Genomic DNA, 16,894 nt, shown 5'->3' on the forward strand with positions numbered 1-16,894 from the left:
GTGCTGGGTGAAGTGGATGGAAAATAGGAAATTTCTCTATGACGAATGTTTGGACTTCGACGCGTATACCGATACTCCCGGCAAGATAGTCTGTTTCCATTTCATTCCCCGTAGCGGATCCAACCTCTTGGCAGACCTGATCCGGCAGGTTGGTAGAATCGGTTTTCCGCTGGAATATTTCTCCCCTGCCAATCTCGGTTACATGGCTGAGCGCTTGCCGGGATTGTCCGAGTACGACTTCACCGAGTTGATGAGATGCAGAACCTCTCCGAATGGAGTGTTCAGCTATAAGTGGAATTCGAATTTCGAGAGCCTTGGTTGTTCGACGGCAGTCGCTCGACAATTCGGGGATGCGCGTCATGTGTTCATAGACCGGTTGGATCTGGCGGCCCAGGCCAAATCGTATTGGGACGCACTGAAGACTCAGACGTGGCTCAATCAGAAAGGGCGTGACGTGACCTGTGCAAATTTTCCAGCTACGGAAGTGGATATTCGATGGGCAACTGATGAGCTGGAAAAGGTGAGACGTCGAACGCTGGATTACCTGCGCAGGAAAGAAGTCGAGTATGTAACGATTCTGGCAGAGGATATTTTCTCTTCCCCACGAGAGACATTGCTCAAAATAGCCGATTTCTGCGGGATTGATCTTGCCGGTGTGGAATTGCCCGAACAGTCACAATGGACTGCTCCATCATGATTCGCCGCGGTCTGCCATACATTCCGCGCCAGCGGTTCTGATTTCGGGTGAGCGATGAACAAATACAAGACGGCAATTATCACGAACCATTCCCTGCGCTACTTCGCAGGCTCGGAGCTGGTCACCCTCGACATGGCGAGAGTGTTGACCAGCATGGGCTGGAAGGTTCATGTGGGATGTTTCGAACTGGGCCAGCCGCTGCGTGAGCTGTTCGATGCCTTCGAGGTCGGCTGGATCGACCTGAACAAGAGTGCCATCGATCTGGATAGCGAGGTGGGGCTGCTTTGGGGGCACCACTTCACGACCTTCGATCGATTGCTCGTCGATTATGGCCTGCGGCCCCGACGGGTCGTCTATTCGTCCCTGTCTTCCTTCGAACCGCTGGAAGCCCCTCCCTTGTACTTCCAGTGGCTGAGTGGCATCAGCGCCAACTCGCTGGAGACACGGGAATGTCTTCTTCAGCTCGGGGTGAGCAGCGATAAGGTCTTTCTGTTTGAAAATTGTGTACTTGACCACTACTTCGAAATGAAGCGGGCACGCCAGTATGCGGGTTTGGAGCGAGTGGCGGTCGTATCGAATCACGTACCACGGGAAGTGACGAAGGCGATGCGCCTTCTGGCGGCTCATGCACATGTCGACATCTACGGTTTTTCCCATAAAAGCGTCCAGATGACTCCGGAGCTGCTGCAGGAGTATGACCTTGTCGTGACAATCGGCAGGACGGTGCAGCAATGCTTCGCGCTGAAAGTTCCCATCTATTGTTACGATCGATTTGGCGGGCCCGGATATATCGACGTATCGAACTTCGATTTGGCGGCTGCATACAACTTCTCCGGACGATGCTGTAAGCGGGAAATGGTTGCGGAAGAATTGTGCGCCGATATATTGAATGGCTATGAGGCCGCTCGCTCCAATCTTGCATATTTGCAGGAAGCCGCGCGTAGAAGATTCAGATTCTCATCCACTACTCATGAACTCTTGCGGTTCGTTGAATCGAGTGAGTACGGCGGTATTCCCGAGGCTTTGCAGCGTCTGCTCTCGCGGCATTTACGCTACCACGAGCGAGTATCGACGAAGAAGAGGAATCCAAAGTCCCTCCCTAGCGCGGTAGACAGTGAGCGGGTCATGGTTTCAACTGAGCCATCAGGTTCGGTTGTTGCTGCCGTCAGAGCCATCGCCTTCCACCTGCCCCAATACCATCCCATCCCGGAAAATAACCGCTGGTGGGGCAAGGGCTTTACCGAATGGACCAATGTGCGACAGGGCAAGCCGACATTCGATGGCCACTACCAGCCGCATGTACCGGCCGAGGAAGTGGGCTACTACGAGCTTGGCGACGTCTCGGTGTTGGCCCGCCAAGCCGCGCTGGCCAGGGAGTACGGGCTGGAAGGCTTCTGCTTCTACCACTACTGGTTCGACGGCAAGCGCCTGTTGGAGAAGCCCGTCGACCAACTGCTCCGCCATCCGGAGATCGACTTGCCGTTCTGTCTGTGCTGGGCCAACGAGAACTGGACCCGGCGCTGGGATGGCGGCGACCAGGAAGTGCTCATCGCGCAAAGCTACGACCCCTCCCTGCACGAGCGTTTCGCCCGCGATCTGGTGCCCTATTTCTCCGATCCGCGCTACATCCGGGTAGATGGCAAGCCGCTTCTGCTCGTCTACCGGGGCGATATCATTCCCGATCTCGCCAATACACTGGCGGCGTGGCGGCAGGCCTGGCGGGATGCGGGCATCGGCGAGGTCTACCTGGTCGGCGTCGAAAGCTTCAAGGTCTTTCTGCCGGAAGAGGTTGGTTTCGATGCCAACTGCGAATTCCTCCCACATCAGGTGGATGCCGTGCGGGTGGCGCCTGACGAGCCGGTGCGCAACCCGACGTTGCCGTTTCAGTTTCTGGGCGACTACGGCAAACTCGCCGACTACTGGAGCGAGCGGCCGCGACCCCACTACAAGCGTTTTCGCTGCCTGGTGCCGAGCTGGGACAACAGCGCCCGCCGGCGCAAGGGGCGTGCGGGGCTGTTCGTCAACGCCACGCCCGAGCGCTATGGCCAGTGGCTCGAACACACCCTGGCGAAAACCTGCGAGGAGTTCGCGGGCGACGAGCGGCTGGTTTTCATCAACGCCTGGAACGAGTGGGGCGAGGGCTGTCACCTGGAGCCGGATGTCCGCCACGGCAGGGCCTACCTGGAGGCGACTCGCAACGCCCTGGACAAGCTGAAGGCGGCGACCGAGATTCCCGTCCGCCCCTATAACCCTTTCCTCGAAGACTACCGGAGTTGGCTCGCCAGTCGGCAGTTGTCTCACGCAGAGCGCGTCCATCTGCCCGAACGGCTCGCGGCCTGGTCCCATGCCCCCCGCCTGCTGCTGGTGGTGGACTGCCAGGATGCCACGGCCGAGGCACTGCGGCAGACCCTGGTGAGCGTCGAGCGACAGGACTATGCCGCAGCTGGTGTATGGCTGCGTGGCGGCGAGCCTCCGGCGCTGGAGTCTTCCCTGCCGTTGCGCCAGTTGCCCGAGACCTTGGACTGGGCGCAGTTGGATGCGCATCTGACACAGGTGGAGGATGTCGACTGGCTGCTCCTGCTGCGGGCTGGCGACGAACTGGACGAGCGGGCGTTGCTGCTGCTGGCCGAGCGGATTGTTACCACTCCGGAGCTGGCCTGCTGCTATGTCGACGAAGACCGACTCGAAGGCGCCGAGCGGTTCGACCCGTTCTTCAAGCCGGACTTCAACCTGGACCTCATGCGCAGCTATCCATACTGTGGTCGCGTACTGGCCTTCGCCCGTGGCGGCCTGTTGGCGGCGGGCGGCTTCAGGGGGGCGATGGGCGAACTGAGTCCCCACGACTTGCTATGGCGCCTGTTGGAAACTCGTGGCTTTTCGGCCATCGGCCACATTGCCGAAGTGCTGGTGCACTGCCGGCAATCGCTGGGGCAGTGGCTCGCGGGTGCACCCGTGCAGGAAGCGAACGCCCGGCTGGTCTCCGCGCACCTGTCCCGCCTGGGCGTTGGCCATGCGGTTGGCATCGGAGCCTTGCCGATGATCAACAGGGTAACTTACTCACATACTGGCCAGCCGCTAGTGTCGATCATCGTGGTCGCTCGTGATCGTTTGCCCCTGTTGCGCCGCTGCGTTGAAAGTCTGGTCGAGAAGACCCGCTATCCTAATTACGAGCTGCTGATCGTCGACGATGCCAGCGAGACTCCGGAGGCCCGAGCCTGGTTCGAGGGCATGGAGGCGCTGAATAGCGAGCAGGTGCGTATCGTTCGTTGCCCGCATGGCGGTGGCAGGCCGGCGCTCGACAATCTGGCGGCCGGCCAGGCGCGCGGCGACTATTATCTGCTGCTGGGCTGTGATACCGCGGTGGTCGACCCAGGTTGGTTGGACGCCCTGCTCAACCATGCCCGGCGTCCGGAGGTAGGCATCGTCGGCCCCCGCCTGACGGCCATCGATGGCAGCGTCCGTCATGCCGGCCTGATCCTGGGGCTTCAGGGAGCGGTGGGGCTAGCCTTCCAGGGCGAACCCGCCGGTGCGAGCGGATACCTGCATCGGTTGCTGGTGGATCAGAACTACAGTGCGGTCTCACGGGATTGCATGATGGTCCGAGCAGAGCTGTGGCGGGAAATCGGCGGCCTGGACGAGGCTCTGTCCGGCGACCTGCAGACGGCGACGGATTTCTGCCTCAAGGCGCATCAGGCCGGCTATCTGACGATCTGGACGCCGTATGCCGAATTGCTCCAGGGTAGCACTGCCGACCAGGCCGACCCGGTGGTTGCCGGCGGCGATGAGGATAGGCTGTACGAGCGCTGGTTGCCCAGGATTGCCCAGGATCCAGCCTATAGTCCCGCCCTGAGCCTGAACAGCGGCTTCGTCCTGGCCGCGGAGTCGGAACGGTTACCCTGGCAGCCCTTTGCCGAGCGGGCCGTACCATCGTTCCTGTGCTATGCGGCGGATGCGTTTGGTAGCGGCCAGTACCGGGTCGTCCAGCCGTTCGCAGCGCTGGAGCGCGAGGGCCATGCTCAAGGCATGATTAGCAGCTACTTGCTCTCACCCGCCCACTTCGAGCGCATGCGTCCCGATGCTGTGGTGTTGCAGCGACAGTACGGTCCGCGCGGGATCGAACATATCGAAAAGCTGAAACGCCTGTCGCCGGCCTTCCGTGTTTTCGAACTGGACGACTACCTCCTCGAATTGCCGAGCGCCAGTGTGCACAGAGCGAATTTCAGCGGTGACATTGCCTCGGTGTTGGCCAGGGCGGTGTCCTTGTGTGACCGCTTGGTGGTGTCTACCGAGCCCCTTGCGCACGCGCTGCAACATATGCATTCGGATATTCGAGTGTTGCCCAATCGCCTGCATCCGGCATGGTGGTCGCTGCAGGGTGGGCGCCGGCTATCCGGGAAGCCGAGGGTAGGCTGGGCGGGTGGCATAGGGCATGGCGGTGACCTGGCGCTGCTCGCCGAGGTGGTCAAGGCGCTGGCGGCGGAAGTGGACTGGGTATTCATGGGCATGTGTCCGGAGGAGCTGCTGCCCCATGTCGCCGAGTACCATCCCGGCGTCCATTTCGATGAATATCCCCGGCGTTTGGCGGGGCTCGATCTGGACTTGGCGCTGGCGCCGCTGGAGGATAACCGTTTCAATGTCTGCAAGAGCAACCTGCGTCTGCTCGAGTATGGCGCCTGTGGTTTTCCAGTGGTATGCAGCGACATCGATCCGTATCGCGGTGTGCTTCCGGTCACCCGAGTGCGCAATCGTGCCGAGGATTGGCTGGAAGCCATCCGTGCCCATCTGGCCGAACCGGATGCCAGCCGTCGGCAGGGTGTCGAGCTCCAGGCACGGGTGCGCGAGGAATGGCTGCTGACGGCGGACGCAGCATTGGCGTGGGGTAGGGCCTGGCTGCCGGATTGAAGAGGGAGCGCGACGGTCCCGGACGTTCTTTTTATCCATGCATTGCCGCGACTCGGGAGAAGCGCAAGGGCCTCTCGAGCGTAGGAGCCCGGGGACGCCTGGTTCTGCTGGCTATCCGGACCACCATCGCCGATGATCGCCGGCAAGCCGGCTCCTACGGGTTCGGTGTGCACATGCGGCTTTCTGGAGGCGTGACCTGAGGCGACAGGTGCTCCAGGCAGATTTGTTGCAACCCGCCGAACGGCCTGTTCCGGAAAGCGTTTTCCGCTGCTTGACATGCAGCGAGGGAGTTGGCACGAAAAAATCGAAAAAAATGCTAAAGGATTGTCGGGCCACGACGATAAACCCAGTGAAAGCTCTCTAGGCCATCCCGGGCGGTTGCCAAGGCCGGGAGTCGTACAAGCCCACACCACGAGGTTCTCGTCATGGCTCTTACCGTCAACACCAACGTTGCATCGCTTAATACCCAGAAAAACCTGAACCGGGCCTCCGAGGCCCTGTCCACCACCATGCAGCGCCTGTCCAGCGGCCTGAAGATCAACAGCGCCAAGGACGATGCCGCCGGCCTGCAGATCTCCAACCGCCTGACCAGCCAGATCAATGGTCTGAACGTGGCGACCAAGAACGCCAACGATGGCATTTCCATCGCCCAGACCGCCGAAGGCGCCATGCAGGAATCCACCAACATCCTGCAGCGCATGCGCGAACTGGCTCTCCAATCGGCCAACGGTTCCAACAGCGCCGAAGACCGTGCTTCCCTGCAGTCCGAATACGCTGCGCTTACCACCGAGCTGACCCGTATCGCCGAAACCACTACCTTTGGTGGGCGCAACCTGTTGGATGGCTCCTTCGGTACCACCAGCTTCCAGGTCGGCGCCAACGCCAACGAGACCATCAACGTGACCCTGGGCAACATCTCGGCCACCAAGATCGGTTCCCAGCAGGTTCAGAGCCAGGCTATCACCCCGTCCGCCTCCGGTGTTACCGGTGGCGCCATAACCGTGACTGGTAGTGGCGAGACCAAGTCGATCACCGTGGATGCTGGAGCCTCGGCCAAGGACATCGCCAAGCAACTGGACGGTGCCGTGACCGGCTTGAGCGCCTCGGCTCGCACCGTAGCCCAACTGGAGGTGCCTGCTGCCGCCTCGGGTACGCCGGCCAACTTCAGTATCACGGTGGGCGATTCCAAGGCCATCGATATGATCGGCGTGACCGATAACGCCAGCCTGGCCGAGCAACTCAGCTCCAACGCCTCTGCTCTGGGTATCAGCGTCAACTTCAACGAAGACACCGACGAGCTTTCCATCACCTCGGATACTGGCGAGAACATCGTCTTCGGCGCTGTGAGCACAACTGGCGTTACCACCGAATATGGTGGTGTCACGGTGAACGTGCAGGATGGTTCGGGCAAGTATGCGGCGTCGGGTACTGCTATTGATGAGGACTTCATCGCTACCGGTGCAGTGGAATTGAACTCCTCCAAGTCGTACTCGCTGGCGGGTGATGGCGTGGATGGGCTGTTCGCGGAGACTGGCACCACCACTGCCTCCTCGAAGCTGACCAGCGTTGCCGACAGCAGCATCACGACCGCAGAAGGGGCGCAAAGCGCCATTGCGGTGATCGACAAGGCGATCTCCAATATCGACACCCAGCGCGCCGACCTCGGTGCCGTGCAGAACCGCTTCGACAGCACCGTTTCCAACCTGCAGAGCATTGTGGAGAACTCCACTTCCGCCCGCAGCCGGATCCAGGATGCCGACTTCGCCGCGGAAACCGCCGAGCTGACCAAGCAGCAGACCCTGCAACAGGCTTCCACCGCCATCCTGGCTCAGGCCAACCAGTTGCCTTCGTCGGTGCTGAGCCTGCTTCAGTAAGCGGGTTGGGATAGAACAAGGGGAAGCGCTCAGGCCTTCCCCTTTTCCCGTTGAGAGGTGACATTCCATGACCATTCAGCTCGTTACCCATGCTCAGCCGGTGCAGGTGCCCCAGTCGACCGCAGGCGGTTCCGCTGCGGATCACTTGGTTCGTGCCAGCGGTAATGGCGCAGAGAGCCAGCCCGCAGCGGTGCAGGGCGGCGTGGACCAGCGCCAGCTGCTCGACACGGCCGTAGCCAGCATGCAGAGCTTTGCCCAGTCCGTCAGCCGCGATCTCGACTTCAGCGTCGACGAGGCCAGTGGCCGGGTAGTCGTGCAGGTGATCGATAGCGAGTCCGGCACACTTATCCGTCAGATTCCCTCTGAGGAGGTGCTGAAACTGGCGGAACATCTGGAAGATTTTCGCAGCCTGCTGTTGAGGGATCGGGCGTGATGGCCGGCTAATTGCTTGGGTCCCATGCAATTGTCAATTTACAGACGCAAGAGGTGAAAGATGGCTGTCAGCACCATCACAGGGCTCGGTTCGGGGCTCGATATCGACTCTCTGGTCACGGCCATTGCCGATGCGCAGAAGGCGCCCAAGCAGGCACAGATCGATCGGCTGACTGCCAAGAACGAAACGACGCTATCCGCGGTGGGTACGCTCAAAAGCGCGCTGGAAACTTTCGAAGCGTCAATGGCGGCCCTGACCAGCGTTTCGTCCAGCTTCGATGCATTTAGCGCGACGTCATCCGGGAGTTCGGTGGCGTCTGTTACAGCGGGGAGTGGTGCTGTCACGGGTTCCTACGCCCTGGAAGTGAATAGTCTGGCCACAGGCTCGAAGGTCGCGACCGCAAGCTTCAGCACCGGTGCTTCGACAGCCTTCGCTTCGGGCGGCGATCTCACCATCGGCATCGGCGACAATACCTCCTACACCGTGAGCGTGAAGGCTGGAGCCACGCTGACCGAAATTCGCGATGCGATCAACTCGCAACTGTCGTCCTCGGCGGGAATCAGCGCCAACATCGTCACCGACTCCAATGGCTCGCGTCTGGTTCTGTCCTCCGAAACCACGGGTGAAGGGACCGATCTGCACGTGTCCGGTACGGACGATCTCGCTGCGCTCGATATCAACAATACCTTCGACGAGGACGGCAATCGGGTATTGAGCAAGCAGAGCGGAACGGACGCCGGCTACATAACCCTGTCGTCTAATGCGTCCTACACGCTCGACGGGCTCGAGCTCAGCAGTTCGACCAATACCGTCACCGCCTTGAGCGGGCTTACCATCAAGCTGACGGGCGAGGGCAGTTCGACGCTTACCGTTGGGGCCAATACCGATGGATTGAAGACCTCGGTCGAGAGTTTCGTCACCGCCTATAACACGCTCATGACGATCACCAACGCGCTGACCAAGGTGTCGGCGACCGACGATGGAAGCTCGACGGAGGCGGGGGCGATGGTTGGCGATGCCTCGGTCCGGTCCCTGCTGACGTCGATACGCAGCGCCTTGAGCGATACGTCTGGTGCCAGTGGAAATCTGAGCGTTCTGGCCCAGCTCGGCGTCACCACCAACAAGGATGGCACGCTTGCAATCGATGACGACAAGCTGACCAGCTCCCTGGAGAGCAATTATGCCGACGTCAAGGAATTCTTCGCTGGCAGTAACGGGTTGCTCTCTCGCCTGGGTAGCGTTACGGGCGTCTATACCGCTTCTGGTGGATTGCTCGAGACGCGCGAGGAGAATATCCAGAACACGCTCAATGACCTCACGACGCAACAAGAGACGCTCGACCGCCGAATCGAGTCCGTCACAGCCTCGCTATATACCAAGTACAACAATATGGACACATTGGTCGCGCAATTGCAGGCTACGAGCGAAAGCATTCTTGCGACGTTGAATGCGCTGAATAATTCGGACGATTGATGGATATACCAAGTCCAATAATATGGACACATTGGCGGCACTGAACGAAAGGGATTGCTGATGCATGTGTGAGGTATGTCGCATACCTGGAAGGAGGCTGTTGACTCTTGTTCTTGTATAGCTAATGTCGATTCCGCCGCTCCGGAAACGGCGCGGCGGAATCGACATACTCCATTTCATAAGGACATGAACATGACCAAGGTTTTTCTTGCCGCTGTGGCTTTCGCATTGCTTGCCAGTGCCTCCCTCTCCAGCCATGCCGCTCCCCAATCCAGCCCCGCCGATGTGTCTGCCGCGGCAGTCGCCCAAGCGGCAACGGTGAATCTCAATACGGCCGATGCGGAAACGCTCAACCGCGAGCTGAAAGGCATCGGCGCGACCAAAGCCCAGGCCATCGTTGCCTATCGCGAGGAGCACGGCCCGTTCACTTCGCTGGACGAGCTGCTGGAAGTCAAAGGCATCGGTGCTTCCACGCTGGAGCAGAACCGCGGCAAGCTCGCTCTCCAGTAACGCTGCGTTCGGAAGGGCTGGTCGTAACGATCAGCCCCTCGGCTTCGGCCCGTATCCATCGCCGCCTGCGCTTTGCCCGCGACAACGGTACAAGGTCGATACATGGCCGAACACCCTGTGCATTTGCCAGTCAAAACGCTTGTATAAAGCATTGACTTCGCTGGGTTATGCACATTCGGAATATGATCCTCCCTTACTCTCGATCTGTTCCGGTAAATTTCTTTCCTGTTGCGTAACTCTTTGATTTTCAATGGCTTGGTGCGCTGGGTAAAAAAGCGCCGATCTGTGTCGGATGCCCGTGGGCAGGGCGTTTGCGGCAGTCATCCATAATCTGTCTACAGGGTTATCCACAGCTTCGGTGGATAACCCTTTCAATGCCAGCATCGACGCCGGCTGCAGGAGCAGAGATGAAAGCACCATGGAATTTCATGCGTTACCTTCCCCTCGCGCAGCGTCTGATCCGCATGGGGAAAATCCCCGCGCTATTGCTCGCCGTGGCGCGCAAGTCATCCTCGAAGCGGGGCTTGGTGAAAGGCTTGCGTGAAGACCTGGGCTTGTTCCAGGCCCTCTGCGTCGCTTGGTGGCGTGGCGAATATCGTGCGATAAGCCCCCAGGCACTGGTTGCCGTGGTCGCCGGCTTGCTTTATTTCCTTTCGCCCATCGACGCCATTCCAGACTGGCTGCCTGGGCTCGGCTTCGTCGACGATCTTGCGGTGCTCGGCTGGGTGATGCGCAAGTGGTCGGCAGAACTGGAAGCGTTCAGGGCCTGGAAGGATGCGCAACCAAGGGAGCGACAGACTGAACTCCAACGGCTACCGGAACTGACCGAGCCCAAGGCCGGCGGAGATTCGGCCTGATTGCGGACCAGGAAAGCAACGGAGTCGTCGAATGTGCCCGCTTTTTTGCGGAGCCGGGTCCCGATTCACTCTCCGGAGTGCCTGGCTTGCCGCTTCAATGAGCCGCGCAGGCTGTTAAGATCAGCCCTCTGATCGTTGGGAAAGCCAGGGGAAAACGGATGAATGTACAGGTCATCATGCGTGACGGTTCGCCGGAATATGCCGTTCTGCCATGGGATGAGTACCAGGCGCTGCTGAACGCGGTTGGCGCCCAGCCTACGACGGTCATGGAGTCTTCTTCCTCGCAAGTGCCGAAACCGGCGCTGAAGCAACTATCCATCCTGCGCGAGGCGCAGGGCCTGAGCCAGGAGGCACTGGCGCGCTCGGTGGGCATCAGCCCCGCCTACCTTGGCCTGATCGAAGCCGGAGAGCGCGAGCCGGATGCCGCGATCCGCCGTGCGCTGGCACGCGCGCTGGATATTTCCGGCTGGGAGGACGACGCTTGAACCAGCAATCTGCGGCCGTGAGCATCAGCCGCCAGCATTGGCAGGCACTGCTCGACGAGCTGGCCGAGGCGCGCCGCCAGCGCCATCTGGTGACCTATCGGGCGCTGCTCGAGCGCCTGCAGTTGCCGACACCCGCCATGCAGACGCTCACTGCCGCCCTCGAACACCTGGCCGCGCTGGATGCCCGTTCGGAGCGTCCGTTGCGTAGCGCCCTGGTCATCAGCCAGGGTGCCAGCCGCTTGCCCCGCACCGGTTTCTTCGAGTGTGCCGCTCGTCTGGGGCGTTTCAGCGGCCCTGCCGACGGCTTTGCCGCCGCCTCCTGGCATGCCGGGGAAGTGGCGCGTGTATTCGAGTTCGATTATCCGGAGGTGCCCTGATGCTGTGGGAGTTGCGGGCCAGGGCTGGGTATTTCATTGCCCGCAAGCTGATGGCCTCGCGCCAGGCCGTTCGACAGCCGAAGCTCTGGCGCTGGATGGAGGGCCAGTTCGCACGGATGGCGGCACTGGGCGATGTGAAAGCCCAGAGCTTCTACGGGCACATCCTGTATTTCCGCGGCCAGGGCTTCGGCGCCAGGCAGGAGGGCGCCCGCCTGCTGCGCCTGGCGGCCGAGGCGGGGGATGCGAAGGCGGCCTACCAGATGGGTGTGATCAGCCTGAGCGAAGAGGCGTCGCACGGCCCGGACGGCAGAGAGGCGGTACGCTGGTGGGCCCGCGCCGCCGATGCCGGACATCCCCTGGCTGCGGTCCGTCTCGAGCAGCTTTATCGTGCGGGCGGCCATGGCCTCGCGGCCGACGCGAAACAGGCCGATTTCTACAAGGCTATGTCCCCATAGCGTGTTGCCTAGGGTCTGTCTTGGACGTTCGTTTATCCATGCGTTGCCGCGACTCGGGAGAAGTGCAAGAGCTTTCGAGCGTAGACCCCTGGGGGACGCCTAGTCCTTGTTGGCGATCCCGACCACCACTGCCGATGATCGCCAGCAAGCTGGCTCCTACAACATAATGCCCGGTGAGTTAACAAACTAACCAGACAGGGCGCTAGGCGATAAGCCGTAGGTTGAGGCGGGGCGCGTAGCGACGAAACCCAACACGTTCGTGCCTGTTGGGCCTCGCTGCGCTCAGCGCCAACCTACCGGGCGCGATCGCCCGAACATCGGGCTGTTGCACGCAACATCCGCGGCAAACACGTCCAACACCCGGCAACACGTCACGAGGGCAGAGCCTTCTACAAGGCACGGGCCGTGAGGCTTGGTTTGTGGCCCGCTGCCGGCAGATCGGCCGAGTCGATGAGATAAAGGCTCGAGCCGCTTTCCTGCTTGGCCTGTCGCTTGGCGTCGGAGGCCAGTGCGGCGAGCCCGCCGGCATCCAACTGTTCGATGTTCTGCGCGCGCAGCCTGACTGCGCCGATCGACAGGGCCAATAGCGGATAGCGTTGCTCATGGCCTTCGCGGCTCGAGGCGATGAAGCAGCCCGCGGCCAGGTGCTCGCTGCGGTAGAAGAGCCGGCAGCGTCTGTGGAATTCCTGCAACAATTGCTCGATGCGCCGTTCCCAGTCGGTGCTGGTCAGAACCAGCAGGAAGTCGTCGCCGCCGATATGGCCGACGAAATCGCAGCTCGGATCGACACTTTCGTTCAGGCAGTGCGCCAGGCACAGCAGGACCTCATCGCCCTTGGCGTAACCATAGAGGTCGTTGAAGGGTTTGAAGTTGTCGATGTCCACGTAGCAGATCAGCGCTTCGCGCTTTTGTTGCAGCAGGCGCGTCAGGCATTGCTGGATCGGCACGTTGCCCGGCAGCAGGGTCAGCGGATTGGCGTGGCGGGCTTGCTGGATCTTCATTTCGGTGATCAGCCTGAGCACGTCGATTACCCGCCCGAGCCCGTGATAGCGGCCCGCCAGGGTGATGACGAAATCCTCCTCGATGCGCTGCCGGGCACGGCTGGTGAGCAACCGGCTGACCTGCTGCAACGACTGGCCGAGTTCGACGGCGAGAAAGTCGCTGCTCATCAGGCGGCTGATGGGTTTGCGGGCCAGCAGCTCGGTGGCGAAGGGCTTGAGCAGGGCGCCGGAGATCAGGTTGCGATGCACGATGCCCACGGGTCTTTCGTCGGCATCCAGCACGGCGATCGAGTTCAGGCTGGCCTGCAGGCGAAAGGCTTCCAGCATCTCGGCGACCGGCCGCTCGGCCGACATCGCCGGCTGGCATACGAGCAGGGCGGAAAGATCGCCGGTTTCCTCGTTGAGTCCGTTCTGCTGCGCCTCCGCCGAGGGCAGCACTTCGTCGATATCCAGCGCGGGGAGCTCCTGCGGGCGGCCGAGCAGATAGCCCTGGACCAGGTCGACACCCATCTCCGACAGTACCGTCAGCTCTTCCGCCAGCTCGATGCCTTCGGCGATGACCTGCGCGCGTGAGGCCCGCGCGATCTTGAGGATCGACTCGACGAACTCGCGTTTCACCGCATCCTGATGGATGCCGTCGATGAAGTAGCGATCGATCTTCACGTAATCCGGACGCAGTTCCGACCACATCCGAAGGCTCGAATAGCCGGCGCCGAGATCGTCGAGAGCGATGCCGAAGCCCATCGCGCGGTAGTGATGCAGGGCCTTGTCCAGCAGTTCGAAATCATCGGTCGGCGTCTGTTCGGTCAGCTCGATGACCACCTGCTCGGCCGGGATGCCGTAGGCATTCAGCAGCTCCAGGGTGCGGCCGGGCTTGTGCGCCGCTTCGAGCAAGGTCTCGGGGGAGGCGTTGAGGAACAGCTTGCCGCGCAATGCGCCTTGGCTGTAGCGGCGGCAGGCGCTGCGCCGGCACGCCATTTCCAGCTCGTTCAGCCGTCCGGCCTGCCGCGCGGTGGCCAGCAGGTTGATCGGCGAATGCAGCGGGCTGTTGGACGGGCCGCGACTCAGCGCTTCGTAACCGAGGATGCGGCGCTCGGAGAGCGAGACGATGGGTTGGAACAGGGTGGTGATGTCGCCTTGAGCAAGGATGTGCCCCAGCATGCTCAACTGCTCGGTGACGGTCATGGAATTCTCGGGCCGTGAATGAAAAAGGGCCACCGCTGTGGCCCTTCCATTTCACGGTTCGCAGATGTCAGCTTGATGACAGGGATGGCGTTTTGCCGGTATTTGCGCCGGTCATAGTTGACACCTGCCCTCGCTGTCGGTGGCTATCCCAGGCAGGGTGCCACCGTGGCGCGCTTCGACGCCCCGGCGAGGGCAAATCCCCCAGCGAACCGCTTTCATTGTAGGAGCCGGCTTGCCGGCGATCGGCGCTGCGCGTCGCCGCGGATCGCCGGCAAGGACTCGGCGTCCCCCAGGCTCCTACAGGGTGGTGCGAAAGGCCAATCCGGTATTCCTGCTGCGCTCAGGACGCCGTGCCCGTGGTGCGCGGAGCGCACCCTACGCCCGCGTCGCACAGTATTTTTGTTGCTCCGCCTAGTGCTTGGCCATGGCCGAGCTCAGCCCCAGGTAGTCGAGCAGGATACGGCCGCTCTCGGAGAGGTAGGCGTCGTCTTCCGGCTTGGGCTTGTCCATTTCCTGGTGCGGCGTGGTTTCCTCTTCCTTCTCCAGCTTGGCCAGCGGTTCCTCGCCCTTGGCCTGGCGCAGGGCGTTCTGCAGCGCCAGCTGGCGTTTCTCGATATCGGCCTGCTGGGCGCGGCGCTTCTCTTCGTTGAGGCTCACCGTGGTTTCGTGCATCAGCTCCTGCGCCAGGGCCAGGCGATCACGGGTGAAGACGAAGTCGGGGTTCTCGCCGGTACGGGCTTCGTGACGTGCCTTCAGCTCGGCCAGGAACGGTTTGAACGGGTTCATGTCCGGGTTGATCGCGGCGCGGATGCTGTCCCACGGCAGGGCCTCGGGCAGGGCGCTTTCGCCGATCTCCTTGGTGTCGACGTCGGCGGGGTAGGAAATGTCGGGAATCACGCCCTGATGCTGGGTGCTCTGGCCCGAGACGCGGTAGAACTTGGCCAGGGTCAGTTTCAGTTCACCGTGGTTGAGCGGCTGGATGGTCTGCACGGTGCCCTTGCCGAAGGTCTGGCCGCCGAGGATCAGGCCGCGGTGGTAGTCCTGCATGGCGCCGGCGAAGATCTCCGAGGCGGATGCCGAAAGGCGGTTCACCAGGACGGCCAGCGGACCCTTGTAGAAGGCGCCGACCTGCTCGTCGGCCAGCACGTCGACACGGCCATCGCTGTTGCGCACCAGCACCGTGGGGCCCTGGTCGATGAACAGGCCGGTCAGCTCGGTGGCCTCCTGTAGGGAGCCGCCGCCGTTGTTGCGCAGGTCGATCACCACGCCATCGACCTTTTCCGCTTCCAGTTCGGACAGCAGCTTCTTCACGTCGCGGGTGGTGCTCTTGTAGTTCTGGTCGCCGGCACGCAGCGCCTTGAAGTCGAGGTAGAAGGCCGGGATCTCGATGACGCCGAGCTTGAAGTTCTGCCCCTGGTGTTCGAGGTTCAGCACCGACTTCTTCGCCGCCTGTTCTTCGAGCTTCACCGCCTCGCGGGTGATGGCGACCACCTTGCTGTTCTGGTCGTTGGGTGCATTGCTCGCCGGGATCACCTCCAGGCGCACCACCGAGCCTTTCGGCCCGCGGATCAGCTTGACCACTTCGTCCAGGCGCCAGCCGATGACGTCGACCATTTCGTCGTTGGCCTGGGCCACGCCGATGATCCTGTCCGCCGGCGACAGCTGCTTGCTCTTCTCGGCCGGGCCTGCCGGCACCAGGCGCACGATCTTGACGTGCTCGTTGTCGCTCTGCAGCACCGCGCCGATGCCTTCCAGCGACAGGCTCATGTTGATGTCGAAGTTTTCCGCATTGTCCGGCGACAGGTACTGGGTGTGCGGGTCGTAGGATTGCGCGAAGGCGTTGATGTAGGTCTGGAACACGTCCTCGCCGCGGGTCTGGTTCAGCCGTGCCAGCTGGTTCTTGTAGCGCTTGGTCAGCAGTTCCTCGATCGCCTTCGGTTCCTTGCCGGCGATCTTCAGGCGCAGCACCTCGTCCTTCACGCGCTTGCGCCAGAGGTCGTCGAGCTCGGCGGCGTTCTTGGCCCAGGCGGCTTTCTCGCGATCGACCAGCAGCTCTTCGTCGACGCTGAAGTCGAAGCTGTCGACGCCCTTTTCCAGCAGGCCCAGCGCGTAGTTGAGGCGGTTCTGCAGGCGTTCCAGATGCCGTTTGTAGATGATGAAGCCAGGCTCGAGGTTGCCGCCTTTGAGGAAATCATCGAACTGGTTGCGCCACTTGCCGAACTCCTCGAGGTCCGTCGCCAGGAAATAGCTGCGCGACGGATCGAGCATCTGGATGTAGCTGTCGAAGATCTTCGACGAGCGTGCATCGTTCAATGGCGGCTTGTTGTAGTGGTGACGCTTGAGCAGTTCGACCACGTTCAGGCTGGCGATCACCTGTTCGCGATCGGGCTGCAGGTAATCCCAGTTTTCCGGCGTGCTGACGGCTTTGGCCAGCGCGAGGGAGGCCTGGAGGCCGAGGAACACGGCGAGAAAGGTACAGGTCAGCGTGCGTTTCATGGCATGGGGGCGACGTGAGGCAAGGGAATAACGCATATTAGGCCATCTAAGGTAGGCGCCGGTTCCGTTTCCGTCCGGCGGTGGAAGCATGAGCCCGATGGTAACAGCTGGTCGAGAAAGCGAGCGATCGGTTGAACGGGCACGGATTG

The 16,894-nt window shown here is 61.6% G+C and carries 12 protein-coding genes; 10 read left to right on the top strand and 2 right to left on the bottom strand.

Annotation, left to right across the window (positions count from 1 at the left end; translation table 11 throughout):
- Nucleotides 1–127: 127 nt before the first annotated feature.
- From IN820_RS12780 to IN820_RS12825, 10 genes are all read left to right on the top strand, one after another.
- A complete protein-coding gene (locus tag IN820_RS12780) occupies nucleotides 128–697 on the top strand; it encodes a hypothetical protein (RefSeq protein WP_125841616.1) in 570 nt (189 codons plus the stop codon).
- 54 nt (nucleotides 698–751) lie between these two features.
- On the top strand, nucleotides 752–5,599 hold the full coding sequence (locus IN820_RS12785) for a glycoside hydrolase family 99-like domain-containing protein (RefSeq protein ID WP_193681339.1): 4,848 nt from the start codon (nucleotides 752–754) through the stop codon (nucleotides 5,597–5,599).
- Between the two features lie 425 nt (nucleotides 5,600–6,024).
- On the top strand, nucleotides 6,025–7,473 hold the full coding sequence (locus tag IN820_RS12790; RefSeq protein ID WP_011912576.1) for a flagellin: 1,449 nt from the start codon (nucleotides 6,025–6,027) through the stop codon (nucleotides 7,471–7,473).
- A 67-nt stretch (nucleotides 7,474–7,540) separates the two neighbouring features.
- Nucleotides 7,541–7,906, top strand: coding sequence for a flagellar protein FlaG (locus tag IN820_RS12795; protein ID WP_193681340.1), 366 nt, complete (start codon nucleotides 7,541–7,543; stop codon nucleotides 7,904–7,906).
- A 60-nt stretch (nucleotides 7,907–7,966) separates the two neighbouring features.
- Entirely contained in the window at nucleotides 7,967–9,379 is a 1,413-nt protein-coding gene (gene fliD / locus IN820_RS12800; protein ID WP_193681341.1) for a flagellar filament capping protein FliD, read from the top strand.
- Between the two features lie 192 nt (nucleotides 9,380–9,571).
- Nucleotides 9,572–9,889: a ComEA family DNA-binding protein gene (locus tag IN820_RS12805; protein ID WP_193681342.1), complete on the top strand. Its 318-nt coding sequence runs from the start codon at nucleotides 9,572–9,574 to the stop codon at nucleotides 9,887–9,889.
- A 407-nt stretch (nucleotides 9,890–10,296) separates the two neighbouring features.
- Nucleotides 10,297–10,746, top strand: a complete 450-nt coding sequence (locus IN820_RS12810; RefSeq protein WP_193681343.1) for a YkvA family protein — start codon at nucleotides 10,297–10,299, stop codon at nucleotides 10,744–10,746.
- 158 nt (nucleotides 10,747–10,904) lie between these two features.
- Nucleotides 10,905–11,231 carry a helix-turn-helix transcriptional regulator gene (locus IN820_RS12815; protein ID WP_011912581.1) on the top strand — a complete coding sequence of 109 codons (327 nt, stop codon included), beginning with the start codon at nucleotides 10,905–10,907 and terminating at the stop codon, nucleotides 11,229–11,231.
- Nucleotides 11,228–11,608 carry a hypothetical protein gene (locus IN820_RS12820; RefSeq protein ID WP_041755415.1) on the top strand — a complete coding sequence of 127 codons (381 nt, stop codon included), beginning with the start codon at nucleotides 11,228–11,230 and terminating at the stop codon, nucleotides 11,606–11,608. The genes IN820_RS12815 and IN820_RS12820 overlap by 4 nt, the downstream gene beginning before the upstream one ends.
- Nucleotides 11,608–12,063 (top strand): SEL1-like repeat protein, encoded by a 456-nt coding sequence (locus IN820_RS12825; RefSeq protein ID WP_020307333.1) that lies wholly within the window; start codon nucleotides 11,608–11,610, stop codon nucleotides 12,061–12,063. The genes IN820_RS12820 and IN820_RS12825 overlap by 1 nt, the downstream gene beginning before the upstream one ends.
- 389 nt (nucleotides 12,064–12,452) lie before the next feature.
- On the opposite strand, the gene IN820_RS12830 is transcribed toward IN820_RS12825, so the two are convergent.
- Both IN820_RS12830 and IN820_RS12835 read right to left on the bottom strand, forming a co-directional pair.
- Nucleotides 12,453–14,249, bottom strand: a complete 1,797-nt coding sequence (locus IN820_RS12830) for a bifunctional diguanylate cyclase/phosphodiesterase (RefSeq protein WP_193681344.1) — start codon at nucleotides 14,247–14,249, stop codon at nucleotides 12,453–12,455.
- Nucleotides 14,250–14,660: 411 nt separating this feature from the next.
- Entirely contained in the window at nucleotides 14,661–16,745 is a 2,085-nt protein-coding gene (locus IN820_RS12835) for a carboxy terminal-processing peptidase (RefSeq protein WP_020307335.1), read from the bottom strand.
- Nucleotides 16,746–16,894 lie beyond the last annotated feature (149 nt).

Source organism: Pseudomonas lopnurensis (assembly GCF_015070855.1).
Taxonomy (GTDB): domain Bacteria; phylum Pseudomonadota; class Gammaproteobacteria; order Pseudomonadales; family Pseudomonadaceae; genus Stutzerimonas; species Stutzerimonas lopnurensis.

Excerpts from the sequence above, each read along its gene's own strand:
- IN820_RS12785 (WP_193681339.1), top strand. The coding sequence starts at position 752 with ATGAACAAATACAAGACGGCAATTATCACGAACCATTCCCTGCGCTAC.
- IN820_RS12790 (WP_011912576.1), top strand. The coding sequence starts at position 6,025 with ATGGCTCTTACCGTCAACACCAACGTTGCATCGCTTAATACCCAGAAA.
- IN820_RS12795 (WP_193681340.1), top strand. The coding sequence starts at position 7,541 with ATGACCATTCAGCTCGTTACCCATGCTCAGCCGGTGCAGGTGCCCCAG.
- fliD (WP_193681341.1), top strand. The coding sequence starts at position 7,967 with ATGGCTGTCAGCACCATCACAGGGCTCGGTTCGGGGCTCGATATCGAC.
- IN820_RS12805 (WP_193681342.1), top strand. The coding sequence starts at position 9,572 with ATGACCAAGGTTTTTCTTGCCGCTGTGGCTTTCGCATTGCTTGCCAGT.
- IN820_RS12810 (WP_193681343.1), top strand. The coding sequence starts at position 10,297 with ATGAAAGCACCATGGAATTTCATGCGTTACCTTCCCCTCGCGCAGCGT.
- IN820_RS12815 (WP_011912581.1), top strand. The coding sequence starts at position 10,905 with ATGAATGTACAGGTCATCATGCGTGACGGTTCGCCGGAATATGCCGTT.
- IN820_RS12825 (WP_020307333.1), top strand. The coding sequence starts at position 11,608 with ATGCTGTGGGAGTTGCGGGCCAGGGCTGGGTATTTCATTGCCCGCAAG.
- IN820_RS12830 (WP_193681344.1), bottom strand. The coding sequence starts at position 14,249 with ATGACCGTCACCGAGCAGTTGAGCATGCTGGGGCACATCCTTGCTCAA.
- IN820_RS12835 (WP_020307335.1), bottom strand. The coding sequence starts at position 16,745 with ATGAAACGCACGCTGACCTGTACCTTTCTCGCCGTGTTCCTCGGCCTC.